Origin of the sequence: Thioalkalivibrio sp. ALE9, assembly GCF_000377445.1 — a bacterium.
Lineage (GTDB): Bacteria > Pseudomonadota > Gammaproteobacteria > Ectothiorhodospirales > Ectothiorhodospiraceae > Thioalkalivibrio.
Genome location: NZ_KB898123.1, coordinates 96,747 through 117,696, shown reverse-complemented (window position 1 = coordinate 117,696; position 20,950 = coordinate 96,747). Strand labels below are relative to the sequence as shown.

26 protein-coding genes are annotated in these 20,950 nt (G+C 68.5%); 17 read left to right on the top strand and 9 right to left on the bottom strand.

Annotated features, from left to right (window positions below):
* Nucleotides 1–4: 4 nt before the first annotated feature.
* Nucleotides 5–808 (top strand): tRNA 2-thiocytidine(32) synthetase TtcA, encoded by an 804-nt coding sequence (locus tag D106_RS0103725; RefSeq protein WP_018879257.1) that lies wholly within the window; start codon nucleotides 5–7, stop codon nucleotides 806–808.
* Nucleotides 783–1,694: a lysophospholipid acyltransferase family protein gene (locus D106_RS0103720; protein WP_018879256.1), complete on the top strand. Its 912-nt coding sequence runs from the start codon at nucleotides 783–785 to the stop codon at nucleotides 1,692–1,694. Before D106_RS0103725 ends, D106_RS0103720 begins: the two co-directional genes overlap by 26 nt.
* 15 nt (nucleotides 1,695–1,709) lie before the next feature.
* Here D106_RS0103720 and hslU read toward each other — a convergent pair whose 3' ends face one another.
* The 8 genes from hslU to D106_RS14600 form a co-directional block, all read right to left on the bottom strand.
* A complete protein-coding gene (gene hslU, locus D106_RS0103715) occupies nucleotides 1,710–3,044 on the bottom strand; it encodes an ATP-dependent protease ATPase subunit HslU (protein ID WP_018879255.1) in 1,335 nt (444 codons plus the stop codon).
* A 46-nt stretch (nucleotides 3,045–3,090) separates the two neighbouring features.
* Nucleotides 3,091–3,633 (bottom strand): ATP-dependent protease subunit HslV, encoded by a 543-nt coding sequence (hslV, locus tag D106_RS0103710; RefSeq protein ID WP_018141092.1) that lies wholly within the window; start codon nucleotides 3,631–3,633, stop codon nucleotides 3,091–3,093.
* Between the two features lie 91 nt (nucleotides 3,634–3,724).
* On the bottom strand, nucleotides 3,725–4,663 hold the full coding sequence (xerC, locus tag D106_RS0103705) for a tyrosine recombinase XerC (protein WP_018879254.1): 939 nt from the start codon (nucleotides 4,661–4,663) through the stop codon (nucleotides 3,725–3,727).
* Entirely contained in the window at nucleotides 4,635–5,372 is a 738-nt protein-coding gene (locus tag D106_RS0103700) for a DUF484 family protein (protein ID WP_018867633.1), read from the bottom strand. The genes xerC and D106_RS0103700 overlap by 29 nt, the downstream gene beginning before the upstream one ends.
* On the bottom strand, nucleotides 5,369–6,205 hold the full coding sequence (gene dapF / locus D106_RS0103695; protein ID WP_018867634.1) for a diaminopimelate epimerase: 837 nt from the start codon (nucleotides 6,203–6,205) through the stop codon (nucleotides 5,369–5,371). The genes D106_RS0103700 and dapF overlap by 4 nt, the downstream gene beginning before the upstream one ends.
* The gene (locus tag D106_RS0103690; RefSeq protein WP_018876777.1) at nucleotides 6,205–6,879 is read right to left on the bottom strand and encodes a trans-aconitate 2-methyltransferase; all 675 of its coding nucleotides are present in this window, start codon (nucleotides 6,877–6,879) and stop codon (nucleotides 6,205–6,207) included. Before D106_RS0103690 ends, dapF begins: the two co-directional genes overlap by 1 nt.
* On the bottom strand, nucleotides 6,876–8,180 hold the full coding sequence (gene lysA / locus D106_RS0103685) for a diaminopimelate decarboxylase (RefSeq protein ID WP_018867636.1): 1,305 nt from the start codon (nucleotides 8,178–8,180) through the stop codon (nucleotides 6,876–6,878). The genes D106_RS0103690 and lysA overlap by 4 nt, the downstream gene beginning before the upstream one ends.
* 20 nt (nucleotides 8,181–8,200) lie before the next feature.
* The gene (locus D106_RS14600) at nucleotides 8,201–8,341 is read right to left on the bottom strand and encodes a lipoprotein (RefSeq protein WP_018867637.1); all 141 of its coding nucleotides are present in this window, start codon (nucleotides 8,339–8,341) and stop codon (nucleotides 8,201–8,203) included.
* Nucleotides 8,342–8,680: 339 nt separating this feature from the next.
* On the opposite strand from D106_RS14600, the gene soxY reads away from it, so the two are divergent.
* From soxY to D106_RS0103615, 13 genes are all read left to right on the top strand, one after another.
* Nucleotides 8,681–9,151, top strand: a complete 471-nt coding sequence (gene soxY / locus D106_RS0103675) for a thiosulfate oxidation carrier protein SoxY (RefSeq protein WP_018867638.1) — start codon at nucleotides 8,681–8,683, stop codon at nucleotides 9,149–9,151.
* 46 nt (nucleotides 9,152–9,197) lie between these two features.
* Nucleotides 9,198–9,482, top strand: coding sequence for a thiosulfate oxidation carrier complex protein SoxZ (soxZ, locus tag D106_RS14185; protein ID WP_038035779.1), 285 nt, complete (start codon nucleotides 9,198–9,200; stop codon nucleotides 9,480–9,482).
* Between the two features lie 128 nt (nucleotides 9,483–9,610).
* The gene (locus D106_RS0103665) at nucleotides 9,611–9,991 is read left to right on the top strand and encodes a hypothetical protein (protein ID WP_018879253.1); all 381 of its coding nucleotides are present in this window, start codon (nucleotides 9,611–9,613) and stop codon (nucleotides 9,989–9,991) included.
* A gap of 68 nt (nucleotides 9,992–10,059) precedes the next feature.
* A complete protein-coding gene (hisB, locus tag D106_RS0103660) occupies nucleotides 10,060–10,653 on the top strand; it encodes an imidazoleglycerol-phosphate dehydratase HisB (RefSeq protein ID WP_018867641.1) in 594 nt (197 codons plus the stop codon).
* Between the two features lie 23 nt (nucleotides 10,654–10,676).
* Nucleotides 10,677–11,333, top strand: a complete 657-nt coding sequence (gene hisH, locus D106_RS0103655) for an imidazole glycerol phosphate synthase subunit HisH (protein ID WP_018879252.1) — start codon at nucleotides 10,677–10,679, stop codon at nucleotides 11,331–11,333.
* Nucleotides 11,334–11,343: 10 nt separating this feature from the next.
* Nucleotides 11,344–12,072, top strand: a complete 729-nt coding sequence (hisA, locus tag D106_RS0103650; RefSeq protein WP_018879251.1) for a 1-(5-phosphoribosyl)-5-[(5-phosphoribosylamino)methylideneamino]imidazole-4-carboxamide isomerase — start codon at nucleotides 11,344–11,346, stop codon at nucleotides 12,070–12,072.
* A 1-nt stretch (nucleotide 12,073) separates the two neighbouring features.
* Nucleotides 12,074–12,868, top strand: a complete 795-nt coding sequence (gene hisF / locus D106_RS0103645) for an imidazole glycerol phosphate synthase subunit HisF (RefSeq protein WP_018879250.1) — start codon at nucleotides 12,074–12,076, stop codon at nucleotides 12,866–12,868.
* A complete protein-coding gene (locus tag D106_RS0103640) occupies nucleotides 12,865–13,233 on the top strand; it encodes a phosphoribosyl-ATP diphosphatase (RefSeq protein WP_018867645.1) in 369 nt (122 codons plus the stop codon). The genes hisF and D106_RS0103640 overlap by 4 nt, the downstream gene beginning before the upstream one ends.
* Before the next feature lie 199 nt (nucleotides 13,234–13,432).
* Nucleotides 13,433–13,723 (top strand): twin-arginine translocase TatA/TatE family subunit, encoded by a 291-nt coding sequence (gene tatA / locus D106_RS0103635; RefSeq protein WP_018867646.1) that lies wholly within the window; start codon nucleotides 13,433–13,435, stop codon nucleotides 13,721–13,723.
* A 44-nt stretch (nucleotides 13,724–13,767) separates the two neighbouring features.
* Complete coding sequence (gene tatB / locus D106_RS0103630; RefSeq protein WP_018879249.1) at nucleotides 13,768–14,475, top strand: Sec-independent protein translocase protein TatB; 708 nt, start codon at nucleotides 13,768–13,770, stop codon at nucleotides 14,473–14,475.
* Complete coding sequence (gene tatC, locus D106_RS0103625; protein ID WP_018879248.1) at nucleotides 14,472–15,659, top strand: twin-arginine translocase subunit TatC; 1,188 nt, start codon at nucleotides 14,472–14,474, stop codon at nucleotides 15,657–15,659. Before tatB ends, tatC begins: the two co-directional genes overlap by 4 nt.
* Nucleotides 15,660–15,761: 102 nt before the next feature.
* Nucleotides 15,762–17,312 (top strand): 2,3-bisphosphoglycerate-independent phosphoglycerate mutase, encoded by a 1,551-nt coding sequence (gene gpmI / locus D106_RS0103620; RefSeq protein ID WP_018879247.1) that lies wholly within the window; start codon nucleotides 15,762–15,764, stop codon nucleotides 17,310–17,312.
* Nucleotides 17,313–17,320: 8 nt separating this feature from the next.
* Entirely contained in the window at nucleotides 17,321–17,677 is a 357-nt protein-coding gene (locus D106_RS0103615; protein WP_026280556.1) for a cupin domain-containing protein, read from the top strand.
* Between the two features lie 225 nt (nucleotides 17,678–17,902).
* Here the strand turns inward: D106_RS0103615 and pyrE are convergent, their stop codons facing one another.
* On the bottom strand, nucleotides 17,903–18,538 hold the full coding sequence (pyrE, locus tag D106_RS0103610; protein WP_018879245.1) for an orotate phosphoribosyltransferase: 636 nt from the start codon (nucleotides 18,536–18,538) through the stop codon (nucleotides 17,903–17,905).
* A 114-nt stretch (nucleotides 18,539–18,652) separates the two neighbouring features.
* Between pyrE and D106_RS0103605 the strand changes: the two genes are divergently transcribed.
* Both D106_RS0103605 and D106_RS0103600 read left to right on the top strand, forming a co-directional pair.
* Nucleotides 18,653–19,426, top strand: a complete 774-nt coding sequence (locus D106_RS0103605) for an exodeoxyribonuclease III (RefSeq protein WP_255349377.1) — start codon at nucleotides 18,653–18,655, stop codon at nucleotides 19,424–19,426.
* 18 nt (nucleotides 19,427–19,444) lie between these two features.
* Nucleotides 19,445–20,854 carry an AmpG family muropeptide MFS transporter gene (locus D106_RS0103600; protein ID WP_038028762.1) on the top strand — a complete coding sequence of 470 codons (1,410 nt, stop codon included), beginning with the start codon at nucleotides 19,445–19,447 and terminating at the stop codon, nucleotides 20,852–20,854.
* Nucleotides 20,855–20,950: the final 96 nt, after the last annotated feature.

Here is a 20,950-nt window from a genome sequence, read left to right as displayed (position 1 = left end):
CCCCATGGAGACACCCGCCGTTCCCGCCTCGATTCGCCGCCTCGCCGGCCGCGCCATCGCCGACTTCGACATGGTGCGCGAGGGCGATCGCATCCTCGTCGGCCTGTCCGGCGGCAAGGATTCCCTGACCCTGCTGTGGCTGCTGCACAACCTCGCACGCCGGGCCCCGGTGCACTTCGAGGTCGGCGCGGTCACCATCAATCCGGAGATCGAGGGCTTCGAGCCGCAGCGCCTGCTGGACTATCTCGCCGCCTACGGCATTCCCTATCACTTCGTGTCCGAGCCGATCGCCGAGCTGGCCGACGCGCACATGGACAACGACTCGTTCTGTTCCTTCTGCTCGCGCATGAAGCGCGGCCTGATGTATCGCACCGCGCGGGAACACGGCTACAACGTGCTGGCGCTGGGCCAGCATCTGGACGATCTCGCCGAGAGCTTCATGATGAGCGCGTTCCACGGCGGCCAGTTGCGCACCATGAAGGCCCACTACGCGATCGATGCAGGCGACCTGCGGGTGATCCGCCCGCTGGTCTACGTACGCGAGCGCCAGACGCGGGACTTTGCCGAGGCCGCCGGGCTGCCGGTGATCCTCGACAACTGCCCCGCCTGCTTCGCGATGCCCACCCAGCGCGAGCACATGAAACAGCTCCTGGCGCAGGAGGAGGCGCAGCACCCGCGCTTGTTCCGCAACCTGCGCACGACCCTCAAGCCGCTGATGACCGAAGGCGGCATTCCCCCGCGCGAGCCGCCATCCGCGACCATCGAACCCGAAGCCCCCGAACATGGCCCGACGTCGGCATCTGCGTGATCGCCTGATCGGGGGTGGCCTGCGTCTGCTCGCGCGCCTCCCGCTGCGGGTCAACCACGCCCTGGGCGGCCTGGTGGGGGCGCTGGTCTGGTACCTGCCGACCCGCTCGGCGCGCATCACCCGAATCAACCTGGCGCTGTGCTTTCCGGACAAGGACCCGGCCTGGCGCCGGCGCGTCGGACGGCGTTCCCTGATGGGCATGGGCCGTGCCCTGACCGAGTCCCCCTGGCTGTGGCAGGCACGCCCGGAGACGCTGGAGGCGCTGGCGGTCCAGCCGCCGCACTACGCGCGCCTGCGCGACCGTGCCGCCGGCCGTGCCCTGTTCCTGTGCGCCCCGCATCTCGGATCCTGGGAGTTCGCCGGTCTGCACGCCGCCCGCCACGGGCCCATGGCCACCCTGTACAGCCCGTTCAAGACGCCGGAGATCGATCGCTGGGTGCGCGAGGCCCGGGCCTCCACCGGCGCCGAGCTGGCCCCGGCCGATCGCAGCGGCCTGCGTATCCTCCAGCAGGCCCGCGATCGCGGCGCGATTATCGGCATCCTGCCGGACCAGAGTCCCAAGGGCGCCTCGGGGCAGCACGCCCCGTTCTTCGGCCGCCCGGCCCTGACCATGACCCTGCTCCCGCGCCTGCTGCGCGGGCGCGGGGATCACGTGGTCTTCCTGTTTGCCGAGCGCCTGCCCGGGGGCCGGGGCTTTCGCTATCACGAGGTCGAGGCCGGGCCGGAGGTGGCCGACCGCGACTTCACCCGCGCGGCCGCGGCGATCAACGCCCATGTGGAGACGCTGGTGCGGCGCTGCCCCGAACAGTACAACTGGGCCTACAAGCGCTTCCACCCGCCGCCCGAGGGCTGGCCGGATCCCTACCGCCCGGGGGCGCCCGAGTAACGGCGCGGCGCGGCGTCAGAGGATGTAGCGGGACAGGTCCTCGTCCTCGACCAGATCCCCCAGGCGCTGATCGACGAATTCGCGGTCCACGATCACGGCGCCGTCCACGTCCGGGGCGCGGTAGGCGACGTCCTGCAGCAGGCGTTCGAGCACGGTGTGCAGGCGGCGGGCGCCGATGTTCTCGGTGCGCGCGTTCACGTCATGGGCGATCTCGGCCAGGCGGCGCACCCCGTCCGCCTCGAAGCGCAGCTCCACGCCTTCGGTCTTCATCAGCTCGGTGTACTGCTCGGTCAGCGAGGCGGTGGGTTCGGTCAGGATGCGCACGAAGGCGTCCGCCGACAGCGCATCCAGCTCCACCCGAATGGGCAGCCGCCCCTGCAGCTCCGGCACCAGGTCGGAGGGCTTCGACAGGTGGAAGGCGCCGGAGGCAATGAACAGGATGTGGTCGGTGCGCACCATGCCCAGCTTGGTGGACACGGTGGTGCCCTCGATCAGCGGCAGCAGGTCGCGCTGCACGCCCTCGCGCGAGACCTCGCCGCCGTTCGATTTCTCGCTGCCCTTGGCGACCTTGTCGATCTCGTCGAGGAACACGATGCCGCTTTGCTCCACCCGCTCGATGGCGCGCTCCTTCAGGTCTTCCTCGTTGATCAGGCGCGCGGCCTCCTCCTCGATGAGCAGCTTGCGGGCCTCGGCGATCTTGAGCCGCCGCGAGCGGGTCTTCTGACCGCCGAGGTTCTGGAACATCGACTGCAGCTGACTGGCCATCTCCTCCATGCCCGGCGGTGTCATGATCTCCACACCCTGCGGGTTCTGCGAGACCTCGATGTCGATCTCGCGCTCGTCCATGTCGCCTTCGCGCAGGCGCTTGCGCAGCTTCTGCCGGGTCTCGCTGCCGGCGTCCTCCGGCTCGGACTCGGTGAAGCCGGCATTGCGCGGGCGCGGCAGCAGGGCGTCGAGGATGCGTTCCTCGGCGGCGTCCTCGGCCTTGACGCGGTTTTCCTTGATGGCCTCGTCGCGCAGCTGCTTGACCGCGGCCTCGGCCAGGTCGCGGATGATCGATTCGACATCGCGGCCGACATAGCCGACCTCGGTGAACTTGGTCGCCTCGATCTTGATGAACGGCGCGCGGGCCAGCTTGGCCAGGCGCCGGGCGATCTCGGTCTTGCCGACACCGGTCGGGCCGATCATCAGGATGTTCTTCGGCGTGACCTCGGGCTGCAGCTCCGGCGGCAGCTGGCGCCGGCGCCAGCGGTTGCGCAGGGCGATGGCGACGGAGCGCTTGGCCTCGTCCTGGCCGATGATGTAGCGGTCCAGTTCCTGGACGATCTCGCGGGGGGTCATGTCGGTCATGGCAAAAGGGGCCTTGGTCGGATCGGGTCGTCCGGGGCCGGGCGCGTTACTCCGCGTCCAGGCTCTCCAGGGTGATGTTGTGATTGGTATACACGCAGATGTCGGCGGCGATGTTCAGGGACTTCTCCACGATCTCGCGCGCCGAAAGGTCGGTGTTCTGCAGCAGGGCCTGGGCGGAGGCCTGGGCGTAGGGCCCGCCGGAGCCGATCGCGATCAGTGCGTTCTCCGGCTCGATCACGTCGCCGTTCCCCGAGATCACGAACGAGTTCTCGCGGTCGGACACGGCCAGCAGGGCCTCCAGCTTGCGCAGGGCGCGGTCAGTGCGCCAGTCCTTGGCCAGCTCCACCGCAGCCCGGGTGATATTGCCGGAGTGCTTCTCCAGCATGCCCTCGAAGCGCTCGAACAGGGTGAAGGCATCGGCGGTGCCGCCGGCAAAGCCGGCCAGGATGCGGTCGTGATAGACCCGGCGCACCTTGCGCGCGTTGCCCTTCATCACGGTGTTGCCAAGGGATACCTGGCCGTCGCCCCCGAGGGTGACGGCGCCGTCCTTGCGGACGCAAACGATGGTGGTGCCGCGAAACTGTTCCACGGGGTTCTCCTGTCCGGCTGTGTATCGGGGGCACGGTGTTGGGTCGCGGCGACCCGGGATCGTTCACCCGGCGGGTGCGATCGCGGCCGGATCAATCTCTCCGGCGGGCCCGCGGATGGGCGGCATCATACACCTGTGCCAGATGCTGATAGTCGAGATGGGTATAGATCTGGGTGGTTTCAAGGTTGGCGTGGCCCAGAAGTTCCTGGATGGCCCGCAGGTCGCCGCTGGATTCCAGCAGATGGCTGGCAAACGCATGGCGCAGCCGGTGCGGGTGCAGGCGCACGTCCAGCCCGGCGCGGCGTCCCGCCTCGGCGACGCGGCGCTGCACTGCGCGGTTGCTGATGCGCGGGCCGCGACGGCTGACGAAGACCGCCCGCTCGTCCGGCGCTGCCCAGTCCCCCCGGTGCCGCAACCAGGTGCGCAGGGCCTCGCGCGCCTTGCGCCCCACCGGGACGCTGCGCTCGCGCCGGCCCTTGCCGAGCACCCGCACCAGTCCCGCGTCCAGGTCGAGATCGGTCAGATCCAGCCCGGTCAGTTCCGACAGGCGCAGCCCGGAGGAATACAGCAGCTCCAGCATCGCCTGGTCGCGGGCGGCCAGCGTCGGGTCCGGGCCCTCGGCCGGGGCCAGGGCCTGCTGTGTCTGGTCGACATCGAGATCGCGCGGCAGGGCGCGCCCGGCCCGGGGGCCGCGCATGCCGGACGCCGGGTTGGCGGGCATGCGCCGCTGTTCCACCTGGTAGGCAAAGAAGCCGCGCGCAGCGGACAGGAAGCGCTGAATGGAGCGCGGGTGATGACCCTGGCGCGCCAGTTGCCCGGCGATGCGGCGCATGTCGGCCGGCCTGAGCGCCTCCCAGGGGCCGTGATGCAGGCCGCGCAGGCGCGTCAGGTCGCGTCGGTAGGCCTTGACGGTATGCGGCGAATGGCCGCGAACGTCGCTCAGGTGGCCCAGAAACGCCGTGATGTCCGCATCCTGCGCGGGCGCGTCCCCGGTCGCCGGGTCAGGCCGCGGCGTGGGTCCGCTCGACATGGCAGCGGATCGACTCGGCCAGCAGGTCGCCGATGTGAGTCACAAAATAGGTGCCCATGTCGGGCTGGAAGCGGTCCGCGGATTCGCTCGCCAGGCCGAGCACGCCGATCCGGTCGGCGTCATCGCCCAGGGGCATCAGGATCGCGGATCCGATCTCCTCGGCATCGTCGAACAGTACATCCAGCATCTCGGCGGGGACCCGGCCACACTGGGCCTTGCCGCGGCTGAACAGCGGGTCGAAGGTGCCCAGCTCACCCTTGTCCAGCGCATGCAGGTCGTCGACCTTGCGATGCGCCAGGCGGATGCTGACGCGCTCCGCGCCCAGCTCGTTGCGCAGGGCGTCCTGGGTCAGGGCCAGCACGGCGTCCAGGTTCTCGGCGCGCATCAGGGTCTTGGCCAGTTCGTGCAGGTGCTGGCCCATGCGTTCGTTGTCGCGGGCGCGCTCGACCAGCTCGCCCATGTGCTGCTCCATCGCGCGGTGCTTCTCGCGCAGCAGCGCGACCTGGCGCTCCAGCAGCGAGACGGCCCCGCCGGATGGGTGGGGGATGCGCAGGATGTCCAGCAGCGGCAGGTGGTCCTGGAAGAAATCCGGGTGCGCGCGCAGGTAGGCCTCGACGTCGGCGGCGCCGATCGGGGCTTGCGGGTTCTTTTTCGGCGAGCGGGTCTTCGCGGTCTCTGCAGCAGAGGCGTTGGAGGATTGCCCAGTCATAGATCGATCCAGCCGTTGAATACCGTGGTGGCCGGCCCGGTCAGCCAAACCGGTGCCTCGGCCTGTCCGTCCCAGCTTAGCACAAGGGTCCCGCCCGGCAGGGCCACCTCGACGTCATCGTCGACCAGTCCGCGGCGGCGCAGCACGGCCATCGCGGCGGCCGCGCCACTGCCACAGGCCAGCGTCTCGCCGACTCCGCGCTCGAATACCCGCAGGTCGACATGGCCGCGGTCGCGCAGCGCGGCGAAGCCGACGTTGACGCGCCGCGGGAAGCTCTCGTGGCGTTCGATGATCGGGCCGATCTCGGCCACCGGGGCGCGCGCGACGTCGTCGACCAGGATCACCGCATGGGGGTTGCCCATGGACACCGCGCCGAGGGTGATCGAGTGGCCCTGCACGTCCAGGGTGTAGGCGTCGGCTTCGGCCTCGGCGACCAGCGGGATGCGCGCCGGCGCGAACTCGGGTCGGCCCATGTCCACGCGCACCCGCTCGTCGTCCTCGACATGCAGCACGATGCGCCCGCCCAGGGTCTCGACCGGGATCTCGCGGGCCTCGGTCAGGCCCTGCTCGCGCACGAAGCGGGCGAAGCAGCGCGCCCCGTTGCCGCACTGCTCCACCTCGGAGCCGTCGGCATTGAAGATGCGGTAGCGGAACAGTGCCTGCGCCGGATCGCTCGGCGCCTCCACCAGCAGCACCTGGTCGCAGCCGATGCCGAAGTGGCGATCCGCGAGATGGCGCAGCGTCGATGCGTCCAGCCGGACCGACTGGCGGATGCCATCGATCACCACGAAATCGTTGCCCAGCCCGTGCATCTTGGTGAATTCGAGACGCATCAGCGGTGCCCCGGCAGGTGACCGAAAATGATCATGTGGCGGTCCGACGTGACGTGGACGGTAAAACCGTCGAGGCCGGCGGCGGCCAGCTGCGCGCGCACCTCCTCGGGCGTGAAGGCGGCGTGCAGGGAGTGCTCGAAGTCGCGCCGCAGGACGTCCGGGTCATCGGCTGCGTACTGCGCGACCAGGGCCTGGACGGACTCGGTCGAGTCCGGGCGGCGCAGGTCCATCACGAATACCGCTGCCCCCGGTGCCCCGTCGCGGCGGATCGCCTGCCACAGCACCGCGGGGTCGTGCAGGTGATGCAGCAGGGAGTTGCTGATGATCGTGGCATACGGGGCGCGCGGGCCGCGGGCCTCGGGCAGGCAGCCCTCGGCCAGATGAACCCGCCGCGCGGCCGGGTGACCGGCCATCAGGGCGTCGCCGGCGGCCAGCATCGCGGGCGCGCCGTCGAGGCCGTCCACCTCGCAGTCGGGGTAGCGCGCGGCGAAGCGCAGCGAGACGTCACCCGGGCCACAGCCGAGATCCAGCACCGGCCCGGTCACCGGGCCCGGGAAGACCTCGGCGAAGGCATCCACGAAGCCCTCGTGCGGGGCGGCGAAGTCGGCCTCGGCGTAGGCGCGTGCCTGCGCAGGCTCCAGCATCAGCTCCGGTTCGGGCTGGCGCGGGATCACGGGGCCACGCTCCCGGGCGGGTCCGTGTCATCCGGGTCCACGTCTTCAGAATCCTGGGGCAGCATGCTCTCGCGCATCATCAGGTGATCCACCTGCTCGCGGCGGTTGATGATCTGGAAGTGGTCGCCGTCGACCATCACCTCCGGCGGGCGCGGCCGCGAGTTGTAATTGCCGGCCATCACATAGCCGTAGGCCCCGGCAGAGCGCACCGCGAGCAGGTCACCGGCGGCCAGCGCCAGTTCGCGCTCGCGGCCGAGGAAGTCGCCGGTCTCGCAGACCGGGCCGACGATGTCGTAGGTCCGCGTCGCCGTGTCGTCGCGCTGTACCACCGGCACGATCTCCTGCCAGGCGCCGTACAGCGCCGGGCGCAGCAGGTCGTTCATCGCGCCGTCGACGATCGCGAAGTCATGCGCCTCGGTGTGCTTCAGGTATTCCACCCGGGTCAGGAACACGCCGGCGTTCGCCGCGATGGCGCGGCCCGGCTCCAGCAGCACCTTCAGGCTTCGTTCGCCCAGCACCTCGCGCAGGGCGCTGGCCCAGACATCGGGCTCCGGCGGCGTCTCGTCGCGGTAGCGCACGCCCAGGCCACCGCCGACATCGATGTGTTCGAGTGTGATGCCGTCCTCGGCCAGCTGATCCACCAGCGCCAGCACACGCTTGAGGGCATCGGTGAACGGATCAATGCGGGTCAGCTGCGAGCCGATGTGGAAGTCGACGCCGGTGGCCGCCAGGTGCTGGCTGTCACGCACCCGGGCATACAGCGCCGGCGCCTCCTCGATCGCCACACCGAACTTGTTCTCGCGCAGCCCGGTGGCGATGTAGGGGTGGGTCTCGGCATCGACGTCCGGGTTCACCCGGATCGACACCGGGGCCTGAATGCCGAGCTCTGCCGCGACCGTCTCCAGCCGCTCCAGCTCCGGCGCGGACTCGACGTTGAAACAGTGGATGCCGACCTCCAGCGCGCGGCGCATCTCGGCGGCGGTCTTGCCGACGCCGGAGAACACGATCTTCGCCGGGTCGCCGCCGGCGCGCAGCACGCGTTCCAGTTCGCCGCCGGAGACGATGTCGAAGCCGGCGCCCAGGCGCGCGAGCACGTTCAGCACCCCCAGCGCGGAGTTCGCCTTCACCGCGAAGCAGACCTGGTGCGGGGTCCCGATCAGCGCCTCGCTGAACGCGCGATAGTGGCGCTCCAGCGTGGCACGGGAATACACGTAGGCCGGGGTGCCGACCAGTTCGGCCAGGCCGTCCAGGGCCACACCCTCACAGAACAGCGTGTCGCCGTGGTAGTCGAAATAGTCCATCTAGTGGTCCTTCAGCGGGATCATTGCGGGTTGTGCTCCTCGGCTTCCTCGTCATCGGGCAGGTAGAGATCGCCCTTCTGGCCGCAGGAGGCGAGCATCTGCATCGTGCCGAGTACGACGATCACGGCGATCAACAGCCATTGGGCCTTGCAGGAAAACATGGTCGGGTCCGGGGTCTACGTTGCATGGAAAGGCGATAGTGTGCCATTGATACGCCGCTGGCTTCAGGTGCCAGGGCCCCTGACAGGCCGTTGCATCCCGATGAAATTCACCCGATTTCGAATCGCGATGATTCGTTCATCAATGATTCAGCGAGGTTTGGGACGATGCATCTGCGAGACCAGCAAAAAGACCACTGAAGCTGGTCAGGGGGCGGATTCCGGTCCGCAGGGAATAGACCCCTGCAGGTCGCCGTCCAAAGCAACAGGCGTCACAGCGGTTCACCGCGAAGACGTCCCGGATTATCCGGAACTGACCCACAAGATGAGAGGAGATCATCCATGATTAGCACCAAGCGCCGTGTCTTCCTGAAAGGCACTCTCGCCGCCGGTACTGTCGGTGTCGCCGTCGGGGCCGGTCTGCTCGCCCCGAGCAAGCTGCTTGCCGCCTGGCCGTCCGAAGCCTTCGCCGCCGAAGGTCTGGAAGCCGCCTTTGAAGCGGTGACCGGTTCCAGCGACATCGCTGACGGTGACGTCACCCTGAGCGCCCCGGAAATCGCCGAGAATGGCGCCGTGGTCCCGGTGTCCATCGAGTCCAGCCTGGACAACGTGACCGAAATGGCCGTGTTCGTCGAGCTGAACAACCAGCCGCTGACCGCCCACTACGTCCTGGGTGATGGCGCGCATGCGAACGTCTCCGGCCGTATCCGCATGGGCGAGTCCTCCAACGTGGTCGCCGCCGTGAAGTCCGGCGACACCTGGTACAAGACGGTTCAAGAAGTGAAGGTCACGGTTGGTGGCTGCGGCGGCTAACGCCGACCCCGAACCGCTGATCCGAACACTACTGGAGGTTTAAGATATGTCTATTCGAGTTCGCGCCCAGGAAAGCAACGGCGTTATCAATATCCGTGCGCTGATGAGCCACGACATGCTGGTCCCCGACGATGACGGTGGCCCGCACTTCATCGAGACTGTGGAAATTGCGCGTAACGGCACCACCGTCGTCACCGCCAACTGGAACTACACCGTCTCCCGCAACCCGTTCCTGCAGACCGAGATCGACGGCGCCTCTGGCGACACTGTGTCCATCTCCTGGACGGACAACAAGGGTGAATCCGACTCGACCGAGGTCGAAGTGCGGTAATCAGGAGCATTCATGCTCTTGGATCAAAGCCGGGGCTTGCCCCGGCTTTTTTTGTGCCCGGGTTCGGCCCGTCGCACCCCGGTCTTTCTGGCCTACACTCCAGACAGGCCCATGCCGAGCGACGAGCCATGCCACCCCCTTCTCCTCCGCGAACGCCGGATGCCGAACCCGTCCTGCGCCCGGCCCTGCTCCTCGAACCCCACCAGCCCCTGTGGCAGCGCCTGCCGCGGCGCGACGCCGAAGGCCGTCGGCTGGCGGACTTCATGATGCTGATCCCCGGTCTGCGCCAGCGCCCGCGCGCGGAGATCCACGCCCGCGCCCGCGCCATCGAGCGGGTCCTCAATGGCTACGGGGCCGATATCGCGTTCGTCGAACTGAACCTGAAGCTGAATACGCTGTGGGTCTCGCTGAGCGCGCGGCCGGGGATCTGCAGCGAACTGCCCTGCGCCATCCAAGAGGCCGTCCCCGAGGCCTTGCTGGTCGGCCCGAAGCTGGGGTCGCGCGGATAAGTCCCGCAGTCATACCGGGCGCGGGCCAGCCTTGCTACACTGGCGTTTTATCGTGCCTGAACCGGAACATGACTGAACGCACCGCATCCGTCCGCCGCGACACCCTGGAGACCCGCATCGCCATCGAGCTCAACCTCGACGGCACCGGGCAGAGCCACCTCGAGACAGGCATCCCGTTCCTCGATCACATGCTGGATCAGGTTGCCCGCCACGGCCTGGTCGATCTCGACGTGCGTGCCGAGGGCGATCTGCATATCGATGCCCACCACACGGTGGAGGACATCGGCATCACCCTGGGCCAGGCGCTGGCGCAGGCGCTGGGCGACAAGAAGGGCATCCGCCGCTACGGCCATGCCTACGTCCCGCTGGACGAGGCCCTGTCGCGCGTGGTGATCGACTTTTCCGGGCGCCCGGGGCTGGAGATGCACGCCGACTTCCGTCGCTCGCACATCGGCGAATTCGATGTCGACCTGTTCCACGAGTTCTTCCAGGGCCTGGTCAACCACGGCTGGATGACCCTGCACATCGACTGTCTGCGTGGTGACAATGCCCACCATGTCGCCGAGACCATCTTCAAGGCCTTCGGACGTGCCCTGCGCGTGGCGGCGGAGATGGATCCGCGCTCGGCGGGCATGATGCCGTCCACCAAGGGAACCCTGTAACGGACAAGGGACGAGACCCGGCCATGGAAACTGTTGCCGTCATCGATTACGGCATGGGCAATCTGCACTCGGTCGTGCGTGCGCTGGAGCACGAGGCCGCGGCCGATCAGCGTGTGCTGCTCACGGACGACCCCGAGACCCTGCGCGAGGCGGACCGCCTGGTGTTCCCCGGCCAGGGGGCGGCGGGGGACGCCATGCAGGCGCTGGCCGGGCGCGGCCTGGATCGACTGCTGCCGGAGCTGGCGGCGGACCGGCCCTTCCTCGGCCTGTGCCTGGGCCAGCAGATCCTGATGGACACCAGCGAGGAGAGCGGCGGGGTCGACCTGCTGGGCATCCTGCCGGGCCGGGTGGCGCGCTTTCCCGCGATGGAGGGTGCGGATGGCCGCCGCCTGAAGATCCCCCACATGGGCTGGAACCGCGTGCTGCCGGCGCGGGAGCACCCCCTGTGGCACGGTCTGCCGGAGACGCCCTGGTTCTACTTTGTCCACAGCTACCGGGTGCAGCCCGAGCGCGAGGCGGATGTGGCCGGGCGCACCGATTATGGCGAGACCTTTGCCTCGGCACTGGCACGGGGCTCGTTGTTCACCATGCAGTGCCATCCGGAGAAGAGCGCCGCCTGCGGGCTGCGCCTGCTGCACAACTTTCTGCGCTGGGACGGAGACGGTCCCGGGGCGTCGTGAGGAGTCGAAGATGCTGGTCATCCCCGCAATCGATCTGAAGGAAGGCAAGTGCGTTCGCCTGCGCCAGGGGAACATGGACGATTCCACGGTGTTCGGCGAGGACCCGGTGGAGATGGCGAGACGCTGGGTGGACGCCGGGGCCGAACGCCTGCACATCGTGGACCTGGACGGCGCCTTCGCCGGCCAGCCGCGCAATGCCCAGGCGGTGCACGCCATCGCGAAGGCCTTCCCCGACCTGCCGATCCAGATCGGCGGCGGGGTGCGCGACGAGGACACGGTACAGGCCTACCTCGATGCCGGGGTCGAGTTCGTGATCATCGGCACCCGGGCGGTCAGCGCCCCGCACTTCGTGAACGACCTGTGTCTGGAGTTTCCCGGTCGCATTATCGTCGGGCTGGACGCCAAGGACGGCAAGCTCGCGGTGGATGGCTGGTCCAAGCTCTCGCACCACGACGTGATCGACCTGGCCCAGCACTTCGAGGCCGACGGCGTCGTGGCCTTCGTCTACACCGACATCGCCCGCGACGGGATGATGAAGGGCCCCAACGTGGAGGCCACCGCCCGCCTGGCGAGCAACGTGCGCGTGCCGGTGATCGCCTCCGGCGGTATCAGTTCACTGGACGACATCCGCAATCTGGCGGCGCGCGAGGAAGACGGTATTACCGGCGCGATCGTCGGCCGGGCCCTGTACGAGGGCGCCTTCACCCTGGAGGAGGCCCGCGCGGCCGCCGGGAGCTGAGATGCTCGCCAAGCGCATCATCCCCTGCCTGGATGTCGACGCCGGCCGCGTGGTCAAGGGCGTCAACTTCGTCGGCATCCGCGATGCCGGGGACCCGGTGGAGATTGCCCGGCGCTACAACGCGCAGGGCGCGGACGAGATCACCTTTCTCGACATCACCGCCTCCAGCGACGACCGCGAGACCATCCTGCACGTGGTCGAGGCGGTCGCGCGCGAGGTCTTCATCCCGCTGACGGTCGGGGGTGGCGTGCGCGCGGTCGAGGATATCCGCCGCCTGCTGAATGCCGGGGCCGACAAGGTCTCCATCAATACCGCCGCGGTGCACCGCCCGGAGCTGGTGCGCGAGGCCGCCGACTGGGTCGGCAGCCAGTGCATCGTGGTCGCGATCGACGCCAAGCAGGTCAGCACGGGGACTGAACCCCCGCGCTGGGAGGTCTTTACCCACGGCGGGCGCCGCGAGACCGGGCTGGACGTGGTCGAGTGGGCGCAGCGCATGGAGTCCCTGGGGGCCGGCGAGATCCTGCTGACCAGCATGGACCGAGATGGCACCCGCATCGGGTTCGATCTGGCCCTGACGCGCGCGGTCAGCGATGCGGTGGGCATCCCGGTGATCGCCTCCGGCGGCGTCGGTGAGCTCCAGCACCTGGTGGAGGGCGTGACCGAGGGCCATGCCGACGCCGTGCTGGCGGCCAGTATCTTTCATTTCGGCCAGCACACCGTGGGTGAGGCCAAGGACGCGATGGCGGCGGCCGGTGTGCCGGTGCGACCGAACGATGCCGAGGTGGCCACGCAATGACCGAGTCCGCGCCCAACCGTCCCGCCGGCGCCGAGGTGCTCGCCGCACTGGCCGAGGTCATCGAGCAGCGCCGTCAGGCCGACCCGGAGCAGTCCTATGTGGCGAAGCTCCACGCGCGCGGCCTGGACGAGATGCTGAAGAAACTGGGCGAGGAATCGGCGGAGACCCTGATCGCCGCGAAGAATGACGACACCGACGCCCTGGTGTCGGAAATGGCCGACCTGTGGTTTCATGCCCTGGTGGTGCTCGCGGCGCGCGGCCGGCACCCGGACGATGTCCTCGACGAACTGGCGCGACGTTTCGGCCTGTCGGGTGTCGCGGAGAAGGCCGCGCGCGAAACGAGTGGACGTCGCTCCGATCACTGATGATCTCCCGGCGGCCTTTGACTGGCTCCGGTAAAGCGTTCGTTCATGTTGCTCGGCTACACTGCGGTCACCGCGTCGGGTCCACGCGCCAGAGCAATCCGGGCGCGAGCATGTACATGACCCGGCGTGCCGCACAGTTGATTATGGGCCTGGCGCCGTTCAGGCTAACCCCAAAGTCGTTTTACCGGAGACAGAATCCATGGGTATCGGTGGTATCAGTATTTGGCAGCTCCTCATCATCCTGTTGATTGTCGTGCTGCTGTTCGGCACCAAGAAGCTGCGCAACATGGGGGGGGATATCGGTTCGGCGATGAAGAACTTCCGCCAGGCGGTCAAGGACCCCGACGCCGAAGAGAAGAAGGAAGGCGAAGACGGCGAGACGCGCGAGGTCGAGGACCAGACGGACGACAAGGGTCGCGTGGTCGACGCCGAGGTCAAGAAGAGCAGCGAAAAGGATTCCGACGCCTCGCAATCGGACAAGAAGTCCTGAGCCTCGCGCCCGGCGCGGTGGCCCGGCTCGAACGGCGGTAGTCCATGTTCGATATCGGCTTCTGGGAAATCATCATCATCGTGCTGGTGGCGCTGCTGGTCGTCGGGCCGGAGCGGCTGCCCGGGCTTGCGCGCGAGATCGGGCGCTGGGTGGGCAAGACCCGGCGTTTCGTGCACAGCGTGCGCTCGGATTTCGAGCAGGAGCTGCAGACCGACGAGCTGCGCAAGATGCTGAAGAGCCAGGATCGCGAGATCCGCCAGCTCAAGAACATGATGGACGAGACCGAGACCAGCCTGCGCGAGGAGTTCGAGGACACCGAGCGTGGTCTGCGGGAGGACATCGAGGGTCAGCCGAAGACGGGCAAGCACCTCTCGGACTCCGAGCAGAAGGCGCTGGCCGAGAAGAAGCCGGCCAAGCCGGCGGTGCGCGACAAGCCTTCGATGCGCAGCCCCGACGCGGCGGTGCGCGGTGGCGACGATGAAACGCCGGATACCGACGCCGAAGCCGACGAACCGGCCGAGGTGCGCCGTGTGCCCACGCAGGGCGATCTGGACGGCAACCTGATGACCGACGACCCGGCGCTGGCCGCCGAGCAGAAGGCACGGGCGGCCGACGGGCCGCGTCCGGAGCGCAAGAAGCCGGCGGTGCGCGAACGCCGGACCCCGGATCCCGCGGACGAGGGCGCGCGCCCGGCGCGGGACTCGACGACCGACACCACTCACGACGACCAGACCCCTGACAAGCACTCATGAGCAAGACCAAACCGGGGGTCGAGCCGAGTCCGGAAGCCACCGAGACCCTGCTCACGCATCTGATCGAGCTGCGGGACCGCATCCTCAGGATGTTCATCGCCATCCTGGTGGTGTTCCTGATCCTGTTCCCGTTCGCCAATCCGATCTACACCTGGCTGGCCGATCCGCTGATGCAGCATCTGCCGGAAGGCACCAGCATGATCGCGATCGACGTGGCCGCGCCGTTCCTGATCCCGTTCAAGCTGACCCTGCTGCTGGCCGTGGTCCTCAGCATCCCGTACCTGCTGTACCAGGTCTGGTCCTTCGTGGCCCCGGGTCTGTACGCCCACGAAAAGAGCATGGCGCTGCCGCTGGTGGCCTCGTCCACCATGCTGTTCTACCTCGGGATGGCGTTCGCCTATTTCGTGGTGTTCCCGCTGATCTTCGCGTTCTTCACCGCCACCGCGCCCGAGGGCGTGTCGGTGATGACCGACATCTCGCGCTACCTGTCGTTCGTCATCATGCTGTTCATCGCCTTCGGCATTGCCTTCGAGGTGCCGGTGGCGACCATCCTGCTCGTCTCCATGGGGGCGACCACCCCGGCCAAGCTGGCGCAGAAGCGCCCCTACGTAATCGTCGGGGTGTTCCTGGTGGGGATGGTGCTCACCCCGCCGGATATCATCTCGCAGACCCTGCTGGCGCTGCCGATGTGGCTGCTGTTCGAGATCGGCCTGATCCTGTCGCGGATCATGGAGCGCAAGAAGGCCGAACGGCGCGCTAGCGCGGGCGGTGACGCGGACACGGGCGACGACGACGGCCCGGATGATGACGGCCCGGGTGGTGGCAAGCCGCGGGGTGGCGGCAGCGGCGGCGGATCGCGCAAGACGGCCGCGGCGAGTTCGGCGGCGACGGCATCCGGGACGACCGGGACCGCCGCCGGGGCGGGCGAAAGTGCCACGGCGGCCGCGCGTACCGGGTACACCCCGCTGACCGATGACGAAATGGATGCCGAGCTGGACCGCATCGAGGAAGAGCAGGCTGAACTGCGCCGCCAGCGGGCCGCCCGCGATTCCGGGGGCACGCCCGCCGGCTCTGGAGAGCAACCGGCGATCTCCGGCACGGAGGGCGACGACACCCCGCCCGGCGCCGATTCGGACCCCGGGGACGCCTCAACCGAGGCGGATGACACGCAGCGCGATCGCTGAACCGGCCGGGGCACCCGCGATTTGTGCGGCCCGGCGCCCCGCCAAGCATCGGAAGTTGCTAAAATACCCGGGTAACCCATTGACCCAGGTAATGATCCCGCGATGGCCGATCCGCGTTCCACCCCCCGCCGCCCCGTCCTGCTGATCGTGATGGACGGAGTCGGCGTGAACCCCTCCAAGCTGAACAATGCCTACGCCGAGGCCGACACCCCGCGTCTCGACGAGTATCTCTCGACCCATACGCACACCACCCTGGATGCCTGTGGCCGCGCGGTCGGGCTGCCGGACGGGCAGATGGGCAACTCCGAGGTGGGGCACCTGACGCTGGGCGCGGGGACCGTGATCAACCAGGACCTGGTGCGCATCGACGACTCCATCGCCGACGGCAGCTTCTACGAGAACGACGCCCTGGTCAGCGCCGCCCGGGCGGCCGCCAACAACGACCTGCCCCTGCACCTGATCGGCCTGGTCTCCGATGGAGGCGTGCACTCGCACATCCGCCATCTGCGCGCCCTGGTCGAGATCTGCCAGCGCGAGGGCGCGCGGCCGATGGTGCACATGATCACCGACGGCCGCGACACCGCCCCGCGCTCGGCGCTGAACTACCTCGACCCGCTGGAGGAAGAACTGGCCAACGCCGGCGGCGCCATCGCCACGGTCTGTGGCCGCTATTACGCAATGGACCGTGACAAGCGCTGGAAGCGCACCGAGAAGGCCTTCCGAGCGATCGCCTATGCCGAGGGCGAGTCCGCCGGTTCCGCCCGCGAGGCCATCGAGGCCGCCTACGCGGCCGGCGAGGACGACGAATTCATCAATCCGCGCATCATCAACGGCGGTGCCCCGCTGGGCGAGGATGCGGTCTGCGTGCTGTTCAACTTCCGCAACGACCGCCCGCGCCAGCTCACGGCTGCCCTGGGCATGGACGACTTCGACGGATTCGACCGCGGCGACTTCCATCCGGTGTCCGAGACCTGTCTGACCGAGTACGATCCGCGCTTCCTGTCACCGATCGCCTTCCCCCCGGAGCGTCCGTCGACCACCCTGGGCAGTACCATCGCCTCCGCCGGCATCCCGCAGTTCCACTGCGCCGAGACCGAGAAGTACGCCCACGTGACCTTCTTCTTCAACGGCGGCAAGGAAGAGCCCTACGCAGGCGAGCAGCGGGTGATGGTCCCCTCGCCGTCCGTCGATACCTACGACGAGCAGCCGGAGATGAGCGCGCGGGAGGTGGCTGACGAGACCATCCAGGCGATGCAGAGCGGGCGCTACGGGTTCATCCTGGTCAACTTTGCCAACGGCGACATGGTCGGGCACACCGCCAAGCGCGAGGCGCTGATCCAGGCGGTCCAGACCCTGGACCAGGAGGTCGGTCGGGTCCTGGACGCCGCGCGGGAGCTGGAATACTCCGCGATCGTGACCGCCGACCACGGCAACTGCGACGAATACGTCGACCCGGTGACCGGCGCCCCGCACACCCAGCACACCATCTACCCGGTGATGTGCATGATCACCGACTCCCAGCGCTGGCGCCTGCGCACCGGCGGCGGCCTGGCCGATGTCGCCCCGACCGTGCTGGAACTGATGGGGGTGCCCAAGCCCGCCGCGATGGGTGGCCAGAGCCTGCTGCTCGAGGAAGTGCCGGAGTCCGCGTGAGCCCGATGATGCATACGCGCTACGCCGACATCCCGGCCTATGACACCAAGGACGGCTCCCAGATCCGCGAGCTGATGCACCCCGATGTGCACGGCAACGCCGCCCAGAGCCTGGCCGAGGCCGTGGTCGAGCCCGGTGCGATCACGCGCCTGCATCGCCACGCGCGCACCGAGGAGCTCTATCACGTCACCCGTGGCCAGGGCGAGATGCGCCTGGATGAGGCGACCTTCCCGGTGACGGTGGGTGACACGGTCTGCATCGCGCCCGGCACGCCGCATAACATCCGCAACACCGGCGCCGAGCCCCTGCATATCCTGTGCAGCTGCTCGCCGGCGTACTCGCACGACGACACCGAGCTCCTGTAGCCCGTTCTGCGCGCTCATCCGCACCCGTCCTTGCGAGGACCGCCGCCGTCGAAGCGGAAAGGCTGCGTTGAACGGCCGCGGGGCGAACGAAGCAAGTAACCGCCGGCCGGAGCCACCGACGGGTGGGGCGGGCCGGCGGCTTTCTACCGCGCTGGGAGATTGCTTCGTCGGCTGCACCTCCTCGCAATGACGGAGGTGGACGCTGAAGCGGTGGTGCGCGTCTCCCTAAACGCCGTACTCGGCGCGGTAGGCGCGCAGGGCCTCCAGGTGTTCCGGCGCGCGGCCGGTCTCCTCGAGCATGCGGACCAAGTCGCCCAGCCGGGCGACGCGCACCACCTGCAGGCCCAGATCGGCCTCGACCTCCTGGATCGCGGAGCGCTCGCCGCGGCCGCGCTCCTCGCGGTCCAGCGCGATCGCCACGCCGACCGGGGTGGCCCCGGCGGCCCGGATCAGGTCCACCGATTCCCGGATCGCGGTGCCGGCGGTAATCACGTCGTCCACGATCAGCACCCGACCCTCCAGCGGGGCGCCGACGATGTTGCCGCCCTCGCCGTGGTCCTTGGCCTCCTTGCGGTTGAAGGCCCAGGGGCGGTCCATGCCGTGGTCGCGATATAGCGCCTCGGTGACCGCCGCGGCCAGCGGAATGCCCTTGTAGGCCGGACCGAACACCAGGTCGAACTCGATACCGGAATCCCTGATCGCCTGCGCATAGAACTCGCCCAGCCGCGCCAGGTCCGACCCGCGATTGAACAGCCCCGCGTTGAAGAAGTACGGGCTCACCCGTCCGGACTTCAGTGTGAACTCGCCAAAGCGCAGGACATCGCGTTGCAGGGCGTATTCCAGAAAGGCGTGGGCGGTCATCGGGGCGGCTCCGGTCGTGAAACGCCGTATTCTGACACACCCGCTTGCGGATCCGGCATCCGTGCGGTCCCGGGGCCTTTTCCGCGCCCGCGCGCACGGGTATTGTTCCCCGCCATGCGCATACTCTCGATGAACGCCAACGGCATCCGTGCCGCAGCCCGCAAGGGCTTCTTCGACTGGCTCCCGTCCACCGAGGCCGACGTGGTCTGTATCCAGGAGACCAAGGCCCAGATCCACCAGATCCAGGGCGAGCCGTTCCATCCACCCGGCTACCACAGCGTCTATGTCGATGCCGTGAAGCCCGGCTACAGCGGCGTGGCGCTGTACAGCCGACGCCAGCCGGACGAAGTCGTGACCCGCATCGGCTTCGAGGAGGCCGACAACGAGGGCCGCTATGCCGAGATGCGGTTCGGTAACCTGTCGGTGGTCTCGCTCTACCTGCCCTCGGGGTCTTCGGGCGATCATCGCCAGGACTCCAAGTGGCGCTTCCTCGAGTTCTTCCGCCCCTGGCTGGCGGAACGCATGCAGGACGGGCGTGAATGGGTCATCTGCGGCGACTGGAACATCGCCCACAAGGAGATCGACCTCACCAACTACAAGTCCAACCGCAAGAACTCCGGCTTCCTGCCGGAGGAGCGGGCCTGGCTGGACCACCTGTTCGACGAGATCGGCATGGTCGACGTGTTCCGCCGGCTGGACGGGCGCCCCGAGCAGTACACCTGGTGGTCCAACCGCGGCCAGGCCTGGGCCAAGAACGTGGGCTGGCGGATCGACTACCAGATTGCCACCCCGGGCATTGCCGCCACCGCGTGCGATCCGTACATCCACACCGACGACCGCTTCTCCGACCACGCGCCGTTCTGGATCGACTATGACTACCAGCCCTGACCGGGGCCTGTGCCGCGCATGACCGACGCCGCCGAAGCGCAACGGCCCCCGCGCCGCGACTGGCGCGCGGCCCTGGCGGTCTACCGCCATCCGCGGGTCATCGGCATGCTGTTCCTCGGCTTTGCCGCGGGCTTGCCGCTGCTGCTGACCGGCGGCACCTTCACCGCCTGGCTGCGCGACCTTGGTGTGGAGCTGGCCTCCATCGGCTTCCTCTCCTGGGTCGGCATGGCCTACAGCATCAAGGTGTTCTGGGCCCCGGTGGTCGACCGCCTCGCCCTGCCGGTCCTGACCCGAGTGTTCGGGCGTCGCCGTGCCTGGATGCTGTTCGCCCAGGCCGTGATCATCCTGGGCCTGGCCGGGATCGCCCTGACCGACCCGACGGAGCAGCTCTGGCTGGTGGCCGTCTGGGCCGTACTCACGGCCTTCGGCGCCGCGACCCAGGACATCGCCATCGATGCCTACCGCATCGAGGCCGTCAGCCAGGAGCGCCAGGGCGCGATGGCCGCCGCCTACGTGTTCGGCTATCGCGTGGCCCTGCTGACCGCCGGGGCCGGGGCGTTGCATATCGCCGCGATCGGCAGCTGGAGCCTCTCCTACGGCGCGATGGCCGCCCTGATGCTGGTGGGCGTCGTCTGCACGCTGATCGTCCGTGAGCCCGAGGTGGCCCGGCGCGACTCCGCCACGGCCCGACTCGAGGACCGCGTGGTCCACTACCTCAACAACACCTCCGATACGGGCTGGTGGCGCGGCCTGAAGGCCTGGTTCATCGGCGCGGTGATCTGCCCGTTCGTCGAGTTCTGGCAGCGCTTCGGGAAGATCGCCCTGGTGGTGATCGCCTTCATCGCCGTGTTCCGCATCAGCGATATCTTCATGGGCGTGATGGCCAATCCGTTCTATCTGGACATCGGCTTCACCAAGGACGAGATCGCCAACATCGCCGCCGCCTTCGGCCTGGCCATGACCCTGACCGGCGCGGCCCTCGGCGGCCTGCTGGTGGTGCGCTTCGGCATCATGCGCATGCTGATCGCGACCGCGATCCTGGCCCCGTTGACCAACCTGACCTTCTCCTGGCTGGCGACCCTGGGGCCGGAGACCTATGGCCTGGTCTTCGCGATCATGGCCGACAATCTCTCCGGTGGCATGGCGATCTCGGTGTTCATCGCCTATCTCTCAAGCCTGACCAACAGCGCCTACACCGCCACCCAGTACGCCCTGTTCAGCTCCATCATGACCCTGCCCGGCCAGTTCCTCGCCGGCTTCACGGGCGTACTCGCCGAGCACATCGGCTGGGTCTGGTTCTTCGCCAGCTCCGCCCTGATCGGCATCCCCACCATCCTGCTCGCCTTCGCCCTGATGCGCTGGGCCAATCCCGACCGCATGCCCCAGCCCGGACGTCCGGACCTCGCCGAGGCCCCCGCCCGCGACTAGCCGGCCGAAGGCCTCGCGGCCGGACAGCAAAAAGCCCGCATCCGTGGATGCGGGCTCGAGTGACGCCAGCGGGCCGCCGGGTGGCGGCCGCGTACT